Origin of the sequence: Rhodoferax sp. (assembly GCF_012927445.1) — a bacterium.
Taxonomy (GTDB): domain Bacteria; phylum Pseudomonadota; class Gammaproteobacteria; order Burkholderiales; family Burkholderiaceae_C; genus Rhodoferax.
Window position 1 is genome coordinate 540,435 of record NZ_JABBPD010000007.1, and the last position, 18,290, is coordinate 558,724.

18 protein-coding genes are annotated in these 18,290 nt (G+C 57.2%); 5 read left to right on the forward strand and 13 right to left on the reverse strand.

The annotated features are described in order from the left end of the window. The first annotated feature begins 154 nt into the window (after positions 1-154). Positions 155-871: an inovirus-type Gp2 protein gene (locus HHJ17_RS14305; RefSeq protein ID WP_296506231.1), complete on the forward strand. Its 717-nt coding sequence runs from the start codon at positions 155-157 to the stop codon at positions 869-871. A 39-nt stretch (positions 872-910) separates the two neighbouring features. Here the strand turns inward: HHJ17_RS14305 and HHJ17_RS14310 are convergent, their stop codons facing one another. The 3 genes from HHJ17_RS14310 to rsmI all read right to left on the reverse strand — a co-directional run bounded on the left by HHJ17_RS14310 (position 911) and on the right by rsmI (position 5,291). Continuing rightward, the gene (locus HHJ17_RS14310; RefSeq protein WP_296506232.1) at positions 911-1,870 is read right to left on the reverse strand and encodes a hypothetical protein; all 960 of its coding nucleotides are present in this window, start codon (positions 1,868-1,870) and stop codon (positions 911-913) included. 940 nt (positions 1,871-2,810) lie between these two features. Next, positions 2,811-3,815: a PEP-CTERM sorting domain-containing protein gene (locus tag HHJ17_RS14315; protein WP_296496828.1), complete on the reverse strand. Its 1,005-nt coding sequence runs from the start codon at positions 3,813-3,815 to the stop codon at positions 2,811-2,813. Between the two features lie 552 nt (positions 3,816-4,367). Continuing rightward, positions 4,368-5,291 (reverse strand): 16S rRNA (cytidine(1402)-2'-O)-methyltransferase, encoded by a 924-nt coding sequence (gene rsmI, locus HHJ17_RS14320; RefSeq protein WP_296496830.1) that lies wholly within the window; start codon positions 5,289-5,291, stop codon positions 4,368-4,370. Between rsmI and HHJ17_RS14325 the strand changes: the two genes are divergently transcribed. The 3 genes from HHJ17_RS14325 to HHJ17_RS14335 are packed head-to-tail and all read left to right on the forward strand — an operon-like array spanning position 5,291 to position 6,954. Then, positions 5,291-5,677 (forward strand): YraN family protein, encoded by a 387-nt coding sequence (locus tag HHJ17_RS14325; RefSeq protein ID WP_296496832.1) that lies wholly within the window; start codon positions 5,291-5,293, stop codon positions 5,675-5,677. The genes rsmI and HHJ17_RS14325 overlap by 1 nt on opposite strands. 48 nt (positions 5,678-5,725) lie before the next feature. Further along, entirely contained in the window at positions 5,726-6,319 is a 594-nt protein-coding gene (locus HHJ17_RS14330; protein WP_296496834.1) for a phosphoheptose isomerase, read from the forward strand. Beyond that, positions 6,316-6,954, forward strand: a complete 639-nt coding sequence (locus HHJ17_RS14335; protein ID WP_296496836.1) for a BON domain-containing protein — start codon at positions 6,316-6,318, stop codon at positions 6,952-6,954. Before HHJ17_RS14330 ends, HHJ17_RS14335 begins: the two co-directional genes overlap by 4 nt. A 95-nt stretch (positions 6,955-7,049) precedes the next feature. Here the strand turns inward: HHJ17_RS14335 and HHJ17_RS14340 are convergent, their stop codons facing one another. From HHJ17_RS14340 to HHJ17_RS14355, 4 genes are read right to left on the reverse strand one after another with little or no spacing between them, the layout of a single operon-like run. Continuing rightward, positions 7,050-7,964, reverse strand: coding sequence for an NAD(P)-dependent oxidoreductase (locus HHJ17_RS14340; protein WP_296496838.1), 915 nt, complete (start codon positions 7,962-7,964; stop codon positions 7,050-7,052). Between the two features lie 20 nt (positions 7,965-7,984). Continuing rightward, a complete protein-coding gene (locus HHJ17_RS14345) occupies positions 7,985-9,121 on the reverse strand; it encodes a PilT/PilU family type 4a pilus ATPase (protein WP_296496840.1) in 1,137 nt (378 codons plus the stop codon). A gap of 21 nt (positions 9,122-9,142) precedes the next feature. Beyond that, the gene (locus HHJ17_RS14350) at positions 9,143-9,772 is read right to left on the reverse strand and encodes a cyclic nucleotide-binding domain-containing protein (protein ID WP_296496842.1); all 630 of its coding nucleotides are present in this window, start codon (positions 9,770-9,772) and stop codon (positions 9,143-9,145) included. A gap of 41 nt (positions 9,773-9,813) precedes the next feature. Further along, positions 9,814-10,857 (reverse strand): type IV pilus twitching motility protein PilT, encoded by a 1,044-nt coding sequence (locus HHJ17_RS14355; RefSeq protein ID WP_296496844.1) that lies wholly within the window; start codon positions 10,855-10,857, stop codon positions 9,814-9,816. A 36-nt stretch (positions 10,858-10,893) separates the two neighbouring features. Here HHJ17_RS14355 and HHJ17_RS14360 point away from each other — a divergent pair, with 36 nt between their 5' ends. Continuing rightward, a complete protein-coding gene (locus tag HHJ17_RS14360; RefSeq protein ID WP_296506233.1) occupies positions 10,894-11,586 on the forward strand; it encodes a YggS family pyridoxal phosphate-dependent enzyme in 693 nt (230 codons plus the stop codon). Positions 11,587-11,597: 11 nt separating this feature from the next. Here HHJ17_RS14360 and HHJ17_RS14365 read toward each other — a convergent pair whose 3' ends face one another. The 6 genes from HHJ17_RS14365 to HHJ17_RS14390 form a co-directional block, all read right to left on the reverse strand. Next, positions 11,598-12,152: a DUF3617 domain-containing protein gene (locus tag HHJ17_RS14365; protein ID WP_296496848.1), complete on the reverse strand. Its 555-nt coding sequence runs from the start codon at positions 12,150-12,152 to the stop codon at positions 11,598-11,600. Between the two features lie 93 nt (positions 12,153-12,245). Then, the gene (locus tag HHJ17_RS14370; protein ID WP_296496850.1) at positions 12,246-14,501 is read right to left on the reverse strand and encodes a TonB-dependent receptor; all 2,256 of its coding nucleotides are present in this window, start codon (positions 14,499-14,501) and stop codon (positions 12,246-12,248) included. A 183-nt stretch (positions 14,502-14,684) separates the two neighbouring features. Further along, positions 14,685-15,041 (reverse strand): DUF2946 family protein, encoded by a 357-nt coding sequence (locus tag HHJ17_RS14375; RefSeq protein ID WP_296506235.1) that lies wholly within the window; start codon positions 15,039-15,041, stop codon positions 14,685-14,687. 209 nt (positions 15,042-15,250) lie between these two features. Then, positions 15,251-16,534: a TRAP transporter large permease gene (locus HHJ17_RS14380; RefSeq protein ID WP_296506237.1), complete on the reverse strand. Its 1,284-nt coding sequence runs from the start codon at positions 16,532-16,534 to the stop codon at positions 15,251-15,253. Further along, complete coding sequence (locus HHJ17_RS14385) at positions 16,531-17,205, reverse strand: TRAP transporter small permease (protein ID WP_296506239.1); 675 nt, start codon at positions 17,203-17,205, stop codon at positions 16,531-16,533. The genes HHJ17_RS14380 and HHJ17_RS14385 overlap by 4 nt, the downstream gene beginning before the upstream one ends. A gap of 53 nt (positions 17,206-17,258) precedes the next feature. Next, complete coding sequence (locus HHJ17_RS14390; protein ID WP_296506241.1) at positions 17,259-18,257, reverse strand: TRAP transporter substrate-binding protein; 999 nt, start codon at positions 18,255-18,257, stop codon at positions 17,259-17,261. Between the last annotated feature and the right edge of the window lie 33 nt (positions 18,258-18,290).

Here is an 18,290-nt window from a genome sequence, read left to right on the forward strand (position 1 = left end):
AGTGAGATGGTTGCTGTGCTGGTGTTAGCTCTACTATCGGATACTGTAATGCGTTCAATGGTAAGAAGTTGTTCAATGTAAAAAATACTGAACTGTCCAATTATTTGCAAAGATAGAAGTCGATGCATTTATAAACAAATCAGGAAATTAAATCATGAACACAAACAGGCAGCATTACGATTTCAGTAATTTTGAATTTGATACAACAGCTTACGATCATCGTACGCTTGACGAATTACTTTATCGTGCTAAAAGAAATATGTCAGAGCTAGCGAAGTTGATTAATCGACTGTTTGAACGTCATTCAAGAATACTGGTAGTGAGGATTGATTTAGGATACAAAAAAGAGGTTGCTGAATCAGTTCCACTTGAAATCGTGCAGATGCATCGTGAGCAATTACTTACAGACAGGAGGAATCATCCAGAAGTCTTTGAAGGCCTGCTAGGGTACGCCTGGTGTCTTGAGTATGGAGAGCAAGGAGGTGGATATCACTATCATCTACTTGCGCTATATAACGGCGCTGTTCGTCGTGATGATGTCGGCCTTGGCATGGCCATACGTGATTTATGGAATACGATTGCCAACGGTCATGGACATTGCTATATCAGCAACTTCGATAAGGTTAAATTGGAAGGTCAAGGTAACCTGGGCATTGGCATGATTCATCGTGACAATGTATTACTTCGCATTAACCTGATTGAAAAGGTTGCGACTTACATAGCCAAAAAATGCACTGTATTTGACATGCAGTCTGGCAGGACAGACTCAGGGGATTTCCGTACTTTTGGTAAGAGCTGGATGCCCAAACCTTTAGATCAGAATGCTCCTCGTCGAGGACGTCCACCTCAATCGAATGGTTCGACTTGGTAGTTTCGACAAGACTTGATTGTTGGTTTACTAAGATGGTCCTTACTTATTGACTCTACTTTTCCTCCACGCTCTTAATGCTGTGCCGCAACCACCGAGTGTGTACGGCTTATATACGGATTTATCAGTAAACCACTCCACACCCTTATGAAGCTTTTTGTGCAGGAATTCGCTATGCTTTCCCTCATCTGCAAATTTCTGCAAAATAGCAATTACTTCTTTTGGTTTTGCAAATCTTTTGGTTTCTTGTTCAATATCCCAAGCAATGCTAATTGCTAGTTTCCCAATGCTGATGTTTGGTATCAAGCCTGGTATGCCTGGCTTGATATCTTTATCTAAGTCGTCAAAATTGGATTCAATTTTTTGACTTTCACAGAACTTTATTAAATCAGATTTGTATAGTGTTGAGCGACTTATCCAGTAGTCGATATCATCATATTGGCGCTGATATCTGGCTGTCCGATGCAGAGGTGAATAGATACTTTGATTTTTAGGTTTGTCTTTGAATGCTTGCACAAATGAGCCATCCAGAATGGAAGCTGTGTGCTCCTCAATTTTTTTCAAAGCATACTCTACGGATACTGGTTCAGGAGATTTTACTTTTGGTTTTAGTCCAAGATCAGTACTCGATAGATCTATTACTTTTGTAGCATCAACATTCCAGAATTCAATTTCATGATTTAAAACTGATTTAATCATGCGATCCATGAAGTAGTAGTTTTGATCGCGCAACTCTTCTTCGTGATAAATATCTTTTACTGTGCTGTGGTAGGCTAACCATGGCTCTGTAGTGGAATCTACGTTTTGCACTTTGACGATGGAATCGATCTCACTCTCCGACTTCTCCAATAGTCCCAGGTGTATTGCAATATCCATTTTATCTGGCATATTGCATAGCTGATGGAGGACGGTTGCTTCGCTTATTATTTTTACAACGTCTTCTGCTGAGTAATAAATTGCATCGCAAAAAGATATGGAGAAATTATATTCAGAGGCTTTCATTTATGATGATTCCAATATGGTTTATTCAATAACGCTTGGGAAATATGCCTGAATACAGTTCCTGTGACTCGCATCCATCGAGTAAGCACATAGTCAAAATCTTGCCTGAATGGACGGTAAGCTCGGTCATCCCTCATTAGGCGGGCAATCGCACCCAATCTAACAGAGTTGCGCAGCAGCGAACTCTGACGGGAATCGGCCAAGTACATCAGACAAGTGTGCACAATCGGAGGGTCGATGGTGCAACCCGTTGTGGGGTTAACAACTAAGCCAGGTTGCGCACGGCATTAGATGAGCAACATTTAGGCACTTTTCTTTTCGACGGTACTTTTAACGGTACTTTAATAAGCAAATACCAAGAAAGCTAGTGTTCATGCGGGTTTCAGCCTCATTTACCATCCCCGCCAGCCGCACCAAATGTATTTAAGTCCTTGATTTTCAAGGACTTTTTGCATTCTGCGTCGCTTGCTACAAAGGCGTATGTTTTATGAGCCGTCATATTGTCCGACGTGGTGGCATGGGGTGAGTGCGACTTGCCGTGCCTAAACACCTGCGCAAGCTTGCAGCGAGGCGCGAATTCTCACCGTCAACCGGAACGCATGAGCTACATATTGCCAAGCCGGTTTCACCGGTGCTGCTGGCTGGCGTCGCCCCAAGTGCCTGGCTAGGTTCAGCCCTTGAATTGTTTTGATTCTTTTGCGACGCACCCCGCTCGCAGGTTTACAGCGAAAGTGGCAACCGACGTGGCAGGTGGACAAGATTGCAATATTGATCTCGCCGTGCCATGCGCACATCTTCCAGATCTGTCTCCGTCGACGTCAATGCCGCAATACGTGGCTAGAAAATAGTGGCGACGCTAACGTAGTCTCAAAGGTTGTACATCTGTGGAAAAGAAAACCCCGCTGCAGCGGGGTTCTGATTGACAGGATATTGGAACAACTCAGTGCCTGCGTCTGCGCACTGAAAGCAGACCAAGCAAGCCAACACCGAGCAGCGCAAGCGAGTCAGGTTCTGGCACCCTGTTTGTTGGTGCGATCGTGCATTCGCTGCAAATCCACAACTGTTCATACCCAGCGTTATTGCCAAAATAACGCACATCCACCGACATGAAATAACCTGCATTCGCCCATGTCTGCAAATTATTATTCAGGTAAGAACTGAATACGGCATATTCAGCATTAGAGGTGCTCAGGTTGTCATTGACATAATAATCACCGGCACTACAGTCACTCGATTGCGCGGTACCAATTGCATAGGAGGCCCCGGTAACGCTATTCACGCAGTAATTCCCAACTGCGGGTACGTAGGACGCCAGAGATGGTGGCAAACTGCTGCAACCGCTCCCCAGACTGAACTGGACGCAATCCTGGCTCACTCCGGCCGCATTCGTGATGTTGACTTGGCCCCAGATGGAAATTGCCTGGTTAACAGCGCCACCTTGCTGATTGTTATCAAACAAGAAGACGAGGCCATGCCCGTTCAAATAAGTCACCAGGTCAGATAGCTTTACCTCCCACGATCCAGGCTTGTCACCGGTAAACGTATTGACTGGCTCATTCGCGCCACTCATGACAAATGAAGTGCTCGTAGCGCCGTTCGGGGTCTCAAAAGGGTTGTCCACACTGGAGCCGTTCGGAAACGGACTGGGCATGTTGTTCACTTGAGGGTTAACGACGCCGCTCAGGACAATAGCCTGGTCGTAAATCTGACCTGGAGAGGATTGCACCGGGTAGGGGCCGCTCGGCAGGCATCGTGCATCTCCGGCGGCGGAACACTGCTGGTTCAAATCCAGGGACTGAATTTGAAAGCCGTTATAGGTGGTCGTTGTTAGCGTGTTGATTGGCGCTAACTGCAAGACGGTGGCTTGGACCATGCCCGTACTCAATGCTGCGGACACCATAATTAGTGCGGCTTTAAATATCTTGAAATTTGATCTCTTGAACATGACAGGCTCCAAGTTAACTGTAGACAGCCTGAAGTGCAAGATTGAGGCCAACATACTCAGCCTGTTGATTCATATAGCATTTGTTACTGATTTAACGATAGGTCCATGCGTCTCTGTAAAAAAATCCGACAGTTTTTGGGCTAATGTAAATAAATGCCGGAAGTATTTCATTCGCCGGATCTGCAGCGACTGAACGGGGGCGGTCCGATCATGAGCAAAGTCAGCGAGGTTCATGTCCACGAGTACCAGAGACACTCTGCTAATCCAACCGGGTGGAAGCCTGTTAGCAACTGTCAATGACTAGCACGCGCTCAAAACGAGGGCTTCAACTTTAGGTGATGTACAGGGGAAAGAGCACTGGGTTCAATCCCCGCCAGCCAGCAGCTTTTGGCCCCCCGTCATTTGTGAAGCTGATGTTCCAAGCCTGCTAAATTGACAGGCAGCACGGCAAGGTGTTGCCTGTCTTTTTTGACTGGCCGATGCCAGTCCTTCACTATCCTCCGGCATCTGACGACGATTCAGGCCCTCTTCAACCATCTGCACCAGCTCGGCTTAAACCTCTTTCAGACCCAGGGCTAATTCGTAGAGGGCATTGCGGGGTTCGCCGGTGATATCGGCGGCCAGCTTGACGGCAGTTTTGAGTGGCAGCTGCTCTAGCAGCAGCTTTAGAACGCGGGTGTCTGGCCCGCTGTGTGCTTCTGTCGGCGCCGGGTGCAGCACCAAGACAAATTCGCCGCGCAGGCGGTTGGCGTCCTGGCTCAACCAGGCCGGAAAACCTTCTGCGCTCAGGGTGGTGATTTCCTCGAATTGTTTGGTCAACTCGCGCCCAATGGTGAGGGCGCGGGTTCCCAGCGCGGCCAGTGCGCTGGCCAGTGCTTCAATCCGGTGCGGCGCCTCCAGCAGGACCACGGCACGCGCCTCGCCACGCAGGGCCTCCACCGCCGTCGCACGCTCGGTGGCTTTGGAGGACAAGAAGCCGACAAAGACAAAGGCGCCATGCTGCGCGCCGTCATCTGCGATGCCGGCCACACTCAAGGCGGCGGTCACGCTGCTGGCACCCGGCAGCGGCACCACCGGCAAGCTCGCCAAGCGCACGGCAGCCACCAGCCGCGCTCCAGGGTCGCTGATGGCGGGGGTGCCGGCGTCGCTGGCGTAGGCTACCCGCTGGCCTTGGCGCAGGCGGTCAATCACGGTCTGCGCTGCTTCGGCCTCGTTATGTTGGTGCACGGCGAGCAGTTGGGCGCTGGACTTGTCAATGCCATAGGCGCGCAACAGGGCCTGGGTGTGACGCGTGTCCTCGCAGGCGATCGTGTCGGCCAAGCCCAGCACATGCAGGGCCCGCAGCGTGATGTCGGCCAGGTTGCCAATGGGTGTGGCCACCACGTAGAGTGCGCCGGGCGGATAATTCTGATGACCCGCCGCTTCAAACGCGGCACGTAAGGCAGATGAATAGGCTGAGGCAAAAGTAGAAGTCAATGGTATTTCCTCAAATCAAGGCCAAGGTCGGCACGACCAAACAGGTAGGCGATGCAGCCGAAGATGCTGCGCTGCATTATTTGCAGCAGTCCGGTCTGCGCCTTGTGGAGCGCAATTATCGGACGCCCGGGCGCGGCGGTGGCGAAATTGACCTGATCATGTGCGCGCCTGACGGCACTTGCGTTTTTGTCGAGGTGCGGCAACGCAAGAGCGCCAGCCATGGCGGGGCGGCCGCCAGTGTCAATCACCCGAAGCAGCGCCGCATTATTTTTGCGGCGCGGCATTACCTGATGCGGTTGCGCGAACCACCCCCCTGTCGCTTTGATGTGGTGCTGCTGGAGTCGGGTGGCATCGAGTGGCTGCAGGCGGCGTTTGACGCGTCCTGAGCGGGCAGCCTACAGTTTGATACATCTGACGCAGGTATCATCGGCCCCATGCTAGAGCAACGAATTCAACAACACTTTATTGACAGCGCCGATCTGAAATACCAGTCCGCGCAATCCCTAAGCAAACCCATTGCGGCCGCCGTACAGGCCATGCTGACCTGCGTCACCAGCGGTGGCAAAGTGCTGGCCTGCGGTAACGGTGGTTCCGCCGCTGACGCGCAGCACTTTTCTGCCGAATTTGTGGGGCGCTATGAACGGGAGCGGCCGGAGTTGGCGGCCATTTCGCTCACCACCGACAGTTCCATCATCACGGCCATTGCCAACGACTACGATTTCAACGCCATTTTTTCACGCCAGGTGCGTGCCCTCGGGCAACCCGGCGACGTGTTGCTGGCCATTTCGACCAGTGGCAATTCCGGCAATGTGCTGGCCGCGATTGAGGCCGCCCACGAACGCGAAATGGTGGTTGTGGGCCTGACCGGGCGCGGTGGCGGCAAGATGACCCATGCCCTGCGCGATACGGATGTGCACATTTGTGTGCCCCATGAGCGAACTGCCCGCATTCAGGAGGTCCATATTCTGGCGCTGCACTGTATTTGCGATGCCGTGGACGCTCAGTTACTTGGAGATCAGGAAATATGAAATTTGCAACTCGAAAACTCGTGACGGTATTGGCTCTGACCGCCTGTCTCGGTGGCAGCCTCGTTGCTTGTGCGCCGATCATCGTCGGTGGCGCCGTGATGGGTTCGCTGATAGCAACCGACCGCCGGACCCCGGGCACCCAGATTGAAGACGAAGGGATTGAGCTGCACGCTGCCAGCGGCGTGCGCGCCAATCTGGGCGATCGCGTTCACGTCAACGTCACCAGTTACAACCGCCAGGTGCTGTTGACGGGTGAAGTGCCGAGTGCCCAGGACAAGCAGTTGGTGGAGCAGGTGGTCACCAAGGTTGAAAACGTACGCGCCGTCGTCAACGAGCTCAAAATTCTGGGCAACGCCACGCTGACCCAGCGCGCGTCGGATGCGCTGGTGACCGGCCGGGTCAAGGCCTCGATGGTGGATGCCAAAGATTTGTATGCCAATTCTTTTAAAGTCGTGACCGAGAGCGGCACCACCTATTTGATGGGTCGGGTGACCCAGCGCGAAGCGAACCGGGCAACCGATATTGCACGCGGCACCGACGGTGTCCAGAAAGTGGTTCGTGTGCTGGAACTCATCAGCGAAGATGAGTTGGCGAACATGCTGCCCAAACCGGATCCCGTCGAAACTAAAAAATAATCACGGTACCTGGCAATTTTCCGCCGGGCCGTCCGCCGGAAAATCAGCCCGTTGGGGGGCAGCGCCATACCGGCGGCTGCCCATCCTGGGGCGGATTACCTTAGCCGCTTGATCAGGCTGGAGGTATCCCAGCGCTGACCACCCATGTGCTGCACATCGGCATAAAACTGGTCCACCAGCGCGGTGACCGGCAGGCGCGCCCCGTTGCGCTTGGCTTCGTCCAGTACCAGTCCGAGGTCTTTGCGCATCCAGTCCACCGCAAAGCCGAAATCAAATTTGTCGGCCACCATGGTTTTACCGCGGTTGTCGAGCTGCCAGCTCTGCGCCGCGCCCTTGCCAATCACCTCCAGCACCTGGTTCATGTCGAGCCCGGCTTGCTGGCCAAAGGCAATCGCTTCGCTCAGGCCCTGCACCAGCCCGGCAATGCAAATCTGGTTCACCATCTTGGCCAATTGGCCGGCACCGCTCTCGCCGACCCGGGTGAAGGCTTTGGAGAACGCCATGCCGACGGGCTGCGCGGCATCGAACGCGGCCTGGTCGCCGCCGCACATCACGGTCAGCTGGCCGTTTTGTGCCCCGGCCTGGCCGCCCGACACCGGTGCGTCGACAAAGCGCAGGCCCAGGTTTTTAGCGGCGGTGTACAGCTCGCGGGCTACGCTGGCGGAGGCGGTGGTGTGGTCCACAAACACGGCACCCGGCTGCATGCCGGCAAAGGCGCCATCCGCGCCCAAGGTGACACTGCGCAAATCGTCGTCGTTGCCGACACAGCAAAAAATGAGGTCGGCCTGTTGCGCCGCGAGTCTCGGTGTTTCTGCATGTTTTGGGCTGTTAGCGCCCGCAAACTCTGCGCACCATGCTATTGATTTGGAAGCGGTTCGGTTGTACACCGTGACTTGGTGGCCGGCCCGCGCCAAGTGCCCGGCCATGGGGTAGCCCATCACACCCAGGCCCAGAAAGGCAACGTGACGGGCTGGCGTGGCTTCGTAAGTTTTGTTGGCAATATTTGTCATGGTGATGGTGAGTGGGTTGTTCAAACGATGGCGAAATTTTCGGTGCCGGCGCTCAGGTCTTGCGCCCGGCCGCGCTGGCTGTTGAGTTTGATCTGCAGGCGCAGATCGTTGACCGAATCGGCGTTGCGCAGGGCGTCTTCATAGGTGATCAGGTTGGCCTCAAACGCGTCAAACAGGGCCTGGTCAAAGGTCTGCATGCCCAGGTTGCGGCTTTTCTTCATGACCTCCTTGATCTCGGAGACTTCACCCTTGAAAATCATGTCGGTAATCAGGGGCGTGTTGAGCATGATCTCGACCACCGCGGTGCGGCCTTTGCCGTCCTGTTTCGGGATTAGGCGCTGTGACACCATGCCTTTGAGGTTGAGCGACAAGTCCATCAGCAACTGCGAGCGCCGTTCTTCGGGAAAGAAGTTGATGATGCGGTCCAGCGCCTGGTTGGCGTTGTTGGCGTGCAGGGTGGCCAGGCACAAATGGCCGGTTTCCGAGAAGGCGACCGCGTGTTCCATGGTTTCACGGTCACGAATCTCGCCCATCAGAATCACGTCGGGCGCCTGGCGCAGGGTGTTTTTCAGGGCCGCACCCCAGCTGTCGGTGTCTTGCCCGACTTCACGCTGCGTCACCACACAGTTTTTATGCGGGTGCACAAACTCGATCGGATCTTCAATCGTGATGATGTGGCCGTACGAATTTTCGTTGCGCCAGTCCACCATCGCCGCCAGCGTGGTCGATTTGCCGGAGCCGGTGGCACCGACCAGAATGCACAGGCCGCGCTTGGCCAGTGCCACATCCTTGAGCACCTGCGGCACGCCCAGGCCATCAATGGTCGGCACGCTCAGCGGAATGACCCGCAACACCATGCCGACTTTGCCCTGCTGGATAAAGGCGTTAACGCGAAAGCGTCCGATGCCGGGTGGCGCGATGGCAAAGTTGCATTCTTTGGTGCGCTCAAACTCGGCCACCTGCCGGTCGTTCATGACCGAGCGCGCCAGCGACAGGGTATGGGCGGCGGTGAGCGGCTGGGGCGAAACCTTGGTGATCTTGCCATCCACCTTGACGGCGGGCGGAAAATCGGCCGTGATGAACAAATCGCTGCCGTTGCGACTGCTCATCAGTTTGAGCAGGTCATTGACGAATTTACTGGCTTGATCACGTTCCATGGGGTGTTCTGCTTTCGGAAATCATTTGTTGTCGCTGAGCCGGGCGCTGACGACGCGCAGCCGCAGCGATAATTTGCGGGCCAGCAGGGCAATGAGGTTGGCGGCCAGCGCCGGGTCGGCGCTCAGCATTTCATCCATGGCGTCAGCACTGAGCACAGCGATGTCGCACGTGCCCAGCGTGGTGCAAGCTGAAAACCGCATGCCGCTGTCGAGCAATGACATTTCACCCAGAATCTCGCCGGGGGTGGCTTCGGCCAGGCGCAGACGCTCGCCCCACGGCTGGACGCGATCAACGGCAATGCTGCCACTCAGCACTACCACCATGAAATTGCCGTACTCATTCTGCCGAATGATGTCACGGTCGGCCGCTACCGTGGCGAAGGCAAAGAAACGTTCCAGCCGTCCAATCGCGTCCTGGTCCAGCAAGTGCATGTACTTGTCTTTGGCCCACAGGCCCTGCAGCAGTTTGGTGCCACGGCTGGGGCTCAATCGGGTGGCCCCGACCTCGACGGCACGCGCCTCCCAAGGCACCAGCAAGTTGGCGTCCAGGCCGAGCCCGGCAAAAGCCGTGGTGAACAGCATGGAGTCGGGTTGATCGTCCCTGGACTCGATCTTGTTTTTTTTAAGGAGGAATCCGAAGAGTCCTTTCATGGCGCGCTCCAAAAGGTTGGCGGGGGTCTGCCGGCTGGGTGTTAGCCGGGAAAGTTCTCGGGAATCTTGGCTTTAGAGCGAGCTTCGGTCGGGCTGATGATATTGCGTTTGACCAGATCGGACAGGTTCTGGTCCAGCGTTTGCATGCCGACGCTGTTGCCGGTCTGGATGCTGGAGTACATCTGGGCTACTTTGGCTTCGCGGATCAGGTTGCGGATGGCGCTGGTGCCGAGCATGATTTCGTGCGCCGCTACCCGGCCCTGGCCGTCCTTGGTTTTGCACAGGGTCTGCGAGATCACCGCCTGCAAGGACTCGGACAGCATGGCGCGGATCATCTCTTTTTCTTCACCCGGAAACACGTCAATGATCCGGTCAATGGTCTTGGCCGCGCTCGACGTGTGCAGCGTGCCGAACACCAGATGCCCGGTTTCGGCCGCCGTCATGGCCAGGCGGATGGTTTCCAGGTCGCGCATTTCGCCGACCAGAATGGCGTCCGGATCTTCCCGCAGCGCCGAGCGCAGGGCGGCGGCAAAGCTCAGCGTGTGGGGCCCGACCTCGCGCTGGCTGACCAGGCATTTTTTCGACTCATGCACAAACTCGATCGGGTCTTCCACGGTCAGGATGTGGCCAAATTCGGTCTCGTTGAGGTAGTTGACCATGGCGGCCAGCGTGGTGGACTTGCCCGAACCGGTGGGGCCGGTCACCAGCACCATGCCGCGTGGCTTCAGGGCCAGGTCGGAGAAAATCTTGGGTGCGTTCAGCTGCTCCAGCGTCAGGATTTTGCTGGGAATGGTCCGGAACACGGCGCCAGCGCCCCGCTGCTGGTTGAAGGCATTGACCCGAAAGCGCGCCAAGCCGTCAATCTCAAACGAAAAGTCGATCTCCAGGAACTCCTCGTAGGTTTTTCGCTGGGTGTCGTTCATGATGTCGTACACCATGGCGTGCACCATCTTGTGGTCCAGCGGCTCGACGTTGATGCGCCGGACATCGCCATGCACGCGAATCATGGGCGGCAGGCCGGCCGAAAGGTGCAGGTCGGAGGCTTTGTTCTTGACGCTGAAGGCCAGTAGTTGGGTAATGTCCACGAAGTGCCTTGTCCTTTGTTACGCTTGGCTGTAATTATGACCATGATTCAGACCCAACTCCAAACCGTTCGCGACCGCATAACCGCCGCCTGTCTTGCCGCTGGCCGGGCGCCCGATGCCGTCGCGTTGCTGGCGGTTTCCAAGACCTTTGACGCGCCGGCGGTGGCCGAAGCCCATGCCGCCGGCCAGACCGCGTTTGGCGAGAACTACATCCAGGAAGCGCTGCAGAAAATCACCGCGCTGCGCCATTTGCCGCTGCAGTGGCACTGCATTGGCCCGATCCAGAGCAACAAAACACGGCTGGTGGCCGAGCACTTTGACTGGGTGCACACGGTGGACCGGCTCAAGGTGGCGCAGCGCCTGAGCGAGCAACGCCCCGCTGGCCTGCCGCCGCTGCAGGTGTGCCTTCAGGTCAACGTCGATGGCGGCGACACCAAATCGGGCGTGCCGCCCGAGGCGGCGCTGGCGCTGGCACGGCACGTCGCCGCCTTGCCGCACCTGCAACTGCGCGGGATCATGAGCATTCCCGAGCCTGCTCCTGATTTTGTAGCTGCTTGCGTCCTGTTTGCGAGGGTTAAGGCCGTATTTGATGCTTTAAATGCAGCAGGTCTGGCGCTCGATACGCTGTCGATGGGCATGAGTGCCGATATGGAAGCCGCCATTCACGCCGGCAGCACCCTGGTGCGGGTCGGCACCGCCATCTTTGGTGGCCGGCCCCGGCCCGTCTGAAGCCAGCGGCGTTACTTTTTGGGCGGGCTGAGCGGCTTGATGTGGCCGCACTCGCTGGCCAGGAACCTGGCCGAGGCATCCAGTTTCATTTTTTCGGGTTTGCCCGTGGCCGTGGTGTTGAGCGCCATTTGCAGGGTGTACGCCACCGGACTCAGAAACGTCACCAGACCCTCGCCGCTGGACGGTGGCTGGGTGCAGACAAACGAGAACTTCATGGTGTTGCCGCTGCGGGCTGCGGTGGTCTGCTGGCAGTCACCTTGCTGCGTGGCGATGTCGTTGCGTGTCACCATCTCCGGGGTCATGCAAATCTTGACGGCGGTGGTGCCGGCGCCAGCGCCCAGGCCGACCCCTTGTTGGGCCATCATGTCTTCCATCCTCTTGCGCTGATCCGGCGGCATGCCGGCGAGCTGCTTTTGCGCCTCCGCCATGACTTTTTCCAGTTCCCCCGAACTGCTGGTCATGGTGTTGTGGATTTCCCAGAGGCCGGGCTTCAGGGTCTGCGCGGTGGCGCCCCACGCGCCGCTGGCCAAGGCGGCAGCGAGCAGGATCGGATGCAATTTTTTCATACAAACCCCTTTCAAACTAAACGTTGATTGTCACCAAAGAGGCGCGAAAGAAATGGGCGCCTCAGCGCCCATTTCAGCAGGGTTGGGTTCGACTCAGAACTTGACGGTGACGCCGACGTAGATCGACCGACCCATGCCGGGGACCGCGATGCCAGAGACAGCGCCCGTTCCCATGCCGTTGCCTTCGCCAACATAGGTGCCGCCCAGTGGCGACGCGTAGAACTTGTCCAGCGCATTTTCAATGCCGATATCCAGGCGCACCTTGTTCCATTCGTAGCTGCTGCGCAGATTCAGCAAGCCATAACCTGCCGTCTTGATCTCATTACGGATTTGCGAGACATCGGTCTTGGCCGCCACCAGGTGGGCTTCAACGGTGTTGCTCCAGCGACCGGCCCGCTGTGTGACCGCCAGTTTGGCGTTCAGCGGCATGATGTTGTAGAGCCCGCTGTCGGTGGCGGTGTTTTTTCCTTTGACGTAACTCAGCAGACCGGTTGCCATGAAGCTGCCGTAATCCTCGGTTTGGGCCAGAAGCGTGTGACCCGAAATATCCAGGCCGTAGAGGCGAGCATTCTGGTTGGCGAAGCTGAGGTTGACAAAGCCATCGGTTCGAGGCGGGCAGGTCTTGCCCACCGCCGCACAGGCCACGGCATCGATGTAGTCCTGGATGTAGGTGTAGTACGGCGTCACTTGCAGGCCCCATTGCTGGCGCCCGGCATCATGCCAGTCGGCGGTGGCGCTGAGCGTGTTGGCAACTTCGGGCTTCAGGTTGAGATTGCCGACATAGCCATTGCCATCGCCCACCCAGTTGATCATGTTCATGACCATGGTGTTGTTGGTGGACCAGACGTAGCGCTCGTACAGGTTGGGCGAACGGGTCTTGCGTGCAAAACCGGCCTCGAATGTTTTTTCGGCATCCGGCGTGTAGCGGGCCAGCGCCGACAGATCCAGGTTGTTGTCGGTTTTGCTGCGATCAGCCGCATTAAAAGCAGCATACGTTGCAACGGGATAGTTGCTGGTGTTGTAGCCATTCACCACGCCGGTGTTCATGGTCACGGTGCTGCTGCGCACCCCAAGTTGCGAGAGCCATTGCGGGTTCCAGCGCGCTTCCCATTCGCCAAAAATGTCAAAACGGTCGCGCTGGCCGTCATTGATGTTCCTGAAGGGGCCGGGGCCTTTCATGCCCAGCATCATGCCGCCGGGGACATACGGCCCAATCGCGTCCCACCAGTCATTCAAGCGATAGTGCTGCACCTCGCTGCCCAGCTTGAGCGTGTCGCGCTCAGACACAACAATATCCGCTTTCACCAGTGCGCCGGTGTTTTTACCTTCCGTGTCCATCGGCATCCCCGCCGGGTTGCCGGTTTGCAGTTTGTTATCCAGAAAGTTCATCTTGTGCCGCGTGTTTTCGTTATAAACACGCGCCTCCAGAGTGCCCCACAGGTACTGACCGGTGTAGCGCAGGTTGACTTGCTCGCTCTGGTTACGGGTCATGTCCATGCGCTGATTCGGAAACCCCTGGTAGGGAATGTCCTGAAAGCCAAGCTTCAGTTCCAGCAGATGGTCCTCATGGCGCAGGGCCAAACCGAGCGACTGGTTTTCAGTCTTGTAAAGCGAAGAACCCACTTCGCTGGCCCCTGGTTTCTTGACGGTGGTGGCCAGCTGACTGGGCTTCATGGTCGCTTTGAAATCCTGGGCCGCCTCGTAGTTGCCCGACTCCGCCGTCGAGCCGCTGTAAGTCAAACTCACCTTGTCGCTTGCCACCGTGGCCGACACATTGCCGCCTTTGCCGTTGCCATTGCTGCGGTAAAAAGCACCAGCCTGACCTTTGAGTAAAGTGCCTTCGCCGGGCTTGGCAAACTCGGGCGCCGCCGAATTGACCACGATGGCGCCGCCAAGGCTGTCACCGCCTACGCTTACCGGCGTGATGCCGGAGTACACCTGGATGCTGCCGACGTTGCTGGGGTCGATGTAGGACAGCGGCGGGTTCATGTGGTTGGCGCAGGCCGAGATCAGGTCCATGCCATCGACCTTGATGCGCAGCCGGTCATCGGCCAAACCGTGAATGACCGGCAGGCTGGAGACGCCGCCGGCGCCATACAGTTGAACGCCGGGCACATCGCCTAGAAGACCTGCGGTGTCACTGGTGGCTGAGAGCTTGTGTGGCAGGCTGTCTTTGTCGATCAAGGTGGCGCCCACCGGTTGGGTGTCGACTTTGGACTCGCTGACGGTAACGAGGGGCAGCGTGGCGACGGGCGCATCGGCCGCGATCGACTGGCTGCAGAGCAGGGAGAGGGCGGGCAACGCCAGCGCCAGCGACCAGGGCAGGGCGCGGATTTTCAGATGAGACATGGAGATCACTTGGGTTGTTGGGTTTTTTCGCCAGGCAGGCGGTGCCGATTGACCACAAGTCAACCGGACTGAGGCAGACAACGCCGCCAATTCACGGCGTCTCTGCGCTGGCCGTCATGTGGACGGCCAGAAACCAGCCTGGCAGCGGCTCAGCGAAGAGGTGGCGCCAGGGTCAGTGGGGAATTAGATCGATGAAGGCGGGCCGCGTGGCGGCAGCGGTGCGCCCGTTTTGGCAGCGAGGCGTGCGGCCGGCAGGCGGCCCAGTGCAAAAGCGAGTGGCTGGTGAGGCTCAACCAACACCACCTGCGGTGCGGGCGGCGGCGCCACTGCCACGCACAGCGAACAATCCATCAGGTGCAAGGTGGGCGCTTCAGAGCCGTCGGCGCTGCTGGTCACCAGTTTCATGGTGCCGCTGGCCGAGCACACCAGTTGCATGGACTGCGGCTGCACCAGTGGCGCTGCCACCGCCGCCCCCAGCGACAGCACAAACCACACCAGCACCAGACGGGCAAGGAGGTGAGCGTGGCGCAGGGTTTGCATGGAGGCTGATTATGGACGGCGGGTCAGTCCATTTTCCTGACCTGCATCAAACGTCTCGGTTATGAGCTAAATCAGCCTCTAGCCCCCGTCCTTATTGCGAAAGTAGCTATGTAATCGATAGCGAGTCTGATTTCGTCCCGGCAACAAACAGTTGGGGGCACGACCACCTGCGCAGTCGTGCCCCCAAGCAGCCCGTCAAACAGACTGCGCTACATCATGCCCAGCAACTTGGGGAACCAGGTGGACATGGCGGGCCAGTAAGTCACCAGGCCCAGGAAGCACAGCATCGACAGCAACCACGGCCACACCGCCACGGTCAACTCGGTGATGCCCATCTTGGTGATGCCCGACGCCACGTACAGGTTCAGCCCCACCGGCGGATGGCACATGCCCACTTCCATGTTCACCACCATGATGATGCCGAAGTGCACCGGGTCAATGCCCAGCTTCATCGCCACCGGGAACAGGATGGGCGCGAAGATCAGCACAATGCTTGAGGGCTCCATGAAGTTGCCGGCCAGCAGCAAGATGACGTTGACCGCCAGCAGGAAGCTGATCATGCCCAGCCCATGGCCCAGCATCCAGTCGGCCAGCGCCTGCGGAATGTTCTCGTTGGTCATGATGAAGGAGAACAGCACCGCGTTGGTGATGATGTACAGCAGCATGGCCGACATGTTGGCCGAGTTGAGCAGCACTTTCGGCACGTCTTTGAGCTTCATGTCCTTGTAGACAAACACCGCCACAAAGAAGGCATACACCGCACTCATTGCTGCCGCTTCCGTCGGGGTGAACAGGCCGCTGTAAATGCCGCCCATCACGATCACGATCAGCAACAGGCCCCAGGCGGAAGCGCGAAAGGCCGTCAGGCGTTCGGCCCAAGTCGCTTTCGGCAGGCGCGGATAGCCAAACTTCTTGGCGCGGTACCAGGTGACACCGCCCAGCACACCGGCCAGCGCGATGCCCGGCACCACGCCGGCCATGAACAAGGCGCCGACCGACGTATTGGTCGCCACCGAGTACATCACCATCACGATGCTGGGCGGAATCAGGATGCCCAGGGCGCCCGAGGTGGTGATGACACCCGCACCGAAGCTTTTCGGAAAGCCGGCCTTGGTCATGGCCGGCAGCAAGATCGAGCCAATCGCCACCACGGTCGCCGGGCTAGAGCCCGACACGGCGGCAAACAGGGCGCAACCCAAAACACCGGCCAAGCCCAGACCACCGTACCAATGGCCAACCATGCTGGAGGCAAAGTTGATCATGCGCCGTGCCACACCACCGTGGGTCAGGAAATTGCCGGCCAGGATGAAGAACGGAATCGCCATGATTTCGAACTTCTCGATGCCGGTGAACAGCTTGAGCGCCACCGACTCCAGCGGCACCTCGGTAAAGCCAAACAGGAAGGTCAGCACGGTGAGGCCGAGCGAGATCGAGATCGGCATGCCCGTGAGCATGAGCGTCAGCAGCAGGATGAAGATGATGGCGGCGTTCATTTGGCGCTCCCATCCCGGTTCCGTGCGGTACTGGGGTGCAGGTTGTCATTCATGGCAAAGGGGTTGTGGTCAATGGGCGGTGTTTCTTCGTCCAGACCTTCCACATGACCGTGGTCGTGGTGGGGCAGTTCGCCGGTCTTGAGAAAGTTCACCATCACCTGCAGAAAGCGAAAACACATCAGGCTGGTGCCCAGCGGAATCGCGCTGTAGACCATCCAGGTCGGCCATTCCAGGTCCGGCGTGGTCGGCCCCTCAGGGATGCCGTCCAGTGGCATGCCCAGAAAATGGAGAAACGCATAGTGCGCGCCGTTCTCCCAGACAAAGCGGGCACCCAGCGTGGCGACGATGCCGGTAAAGAGGGCGCCGGCACACAGGCCAAAGACGATGAATTTGCTTTTCATCTTGTCGTTCAGCCGGTTGATCAGCACATCGACCCCGACGTGGATGCCGGTGCGCACGCCATAGGCGGCGCCAAACTTGGCCATCCAGACAAACATGATGATGGTGAGCTCCTGCGCCCAACTTAAGGAGAGCGACAACAGCCAGTCCTGCAGGCCGGGTATCGCCAGCCCGGCCGCATAGCGGTGAACCACCGCCACAAAGATGATCAGCGTCGCAGCGCCCATGAGGAAGGTGACAATCCACTCTTCCAGGTGATCAAGAAATTTCATGAGTTGAACTCCAACAGTGCGTCATCAAAGTAGCGGGGGTGCATCAGATCCGCTTAGAGCTTGGCTGGATCGAACCCGGTTTCCTTGTAGATCGTTTGCAGGGTTTCCTTGCCGACGCGATCGGCCATCTTGGTATGCACCGAAACCATGGCCTTTTTCAGCGCCAGGCGCTCTTCCGGCGTGGGCTGGTAAACAATCGTCTTGCCGCTCTTCTTCACGCCAGCCAAGGCGTTGTCGTTTTCTTCCTGGGCAATTTTGTTGGCATAGACGGTGGCTTCCTTCATGGCCTGTTCCAACTGGCCGCGCACGTCAGCCGGCAGACCATCCCAGAACTTCTTGTTCACGATGACCGCGTAGCCGAGGTAGCCATGGTTGGTGAGCGAGAGGTGCTTTTGCACTTCGTGCATCTTCTGGGTGTAAAAGTTGGAGATCGGGTTCTCGGTGCCGTCCACCACGCCGGTTTGCAGCGCCTGATAGACCTCGGAGAACGCCATCACCTGGGCAATCCCGCCCACGGAGCGAATCTCTTCTTCCAGCACTTTGGAGGACTGGATGCGGAACTTTTTGCCCTTGAAGTCAGCGACGTTCTTGAGCGGGGTGTTGGCCGAGAAAGACTTGAAGCCGTTGTCCCAGTAAGCCAGGCCCTTGATGCCCTTGGGCTCCAGCTTGGCCAGCAGGCTGGCGCCGACCGCACCTTGGGTGATCTTGTGCAAATCAGCCGTGTTGTCAAAAATGAAGGGCAGGTCAAACGCTTCGAACTCTTTCACACCCAAGGGGCCAAACTTGGCCAATGAGGGGGCCAGCATCTGCACGGCGCCGATTTGCAGCGCTTCGATTTCTTCTTTGTCCTTGTACAAGGCGCTGTTGGCATAGACCTCGACCTTGACTTTGCCCTTGGTCAGCTCGGCGGCCTTCTTGGCAAAAAATTCGGAAGCCTTGCCTTTGGGTGTGTCGGCCGCCACCACATGGCTGAATTTGATGATGGTCTGGGCACTGGCGCTCAAGGCCGCGCAGCTGACCAGCATGGCCAGTAACAATTGTGAAATTTTCATTCGATGTCTCCTAGTTGTGACGTAAGTAATTCC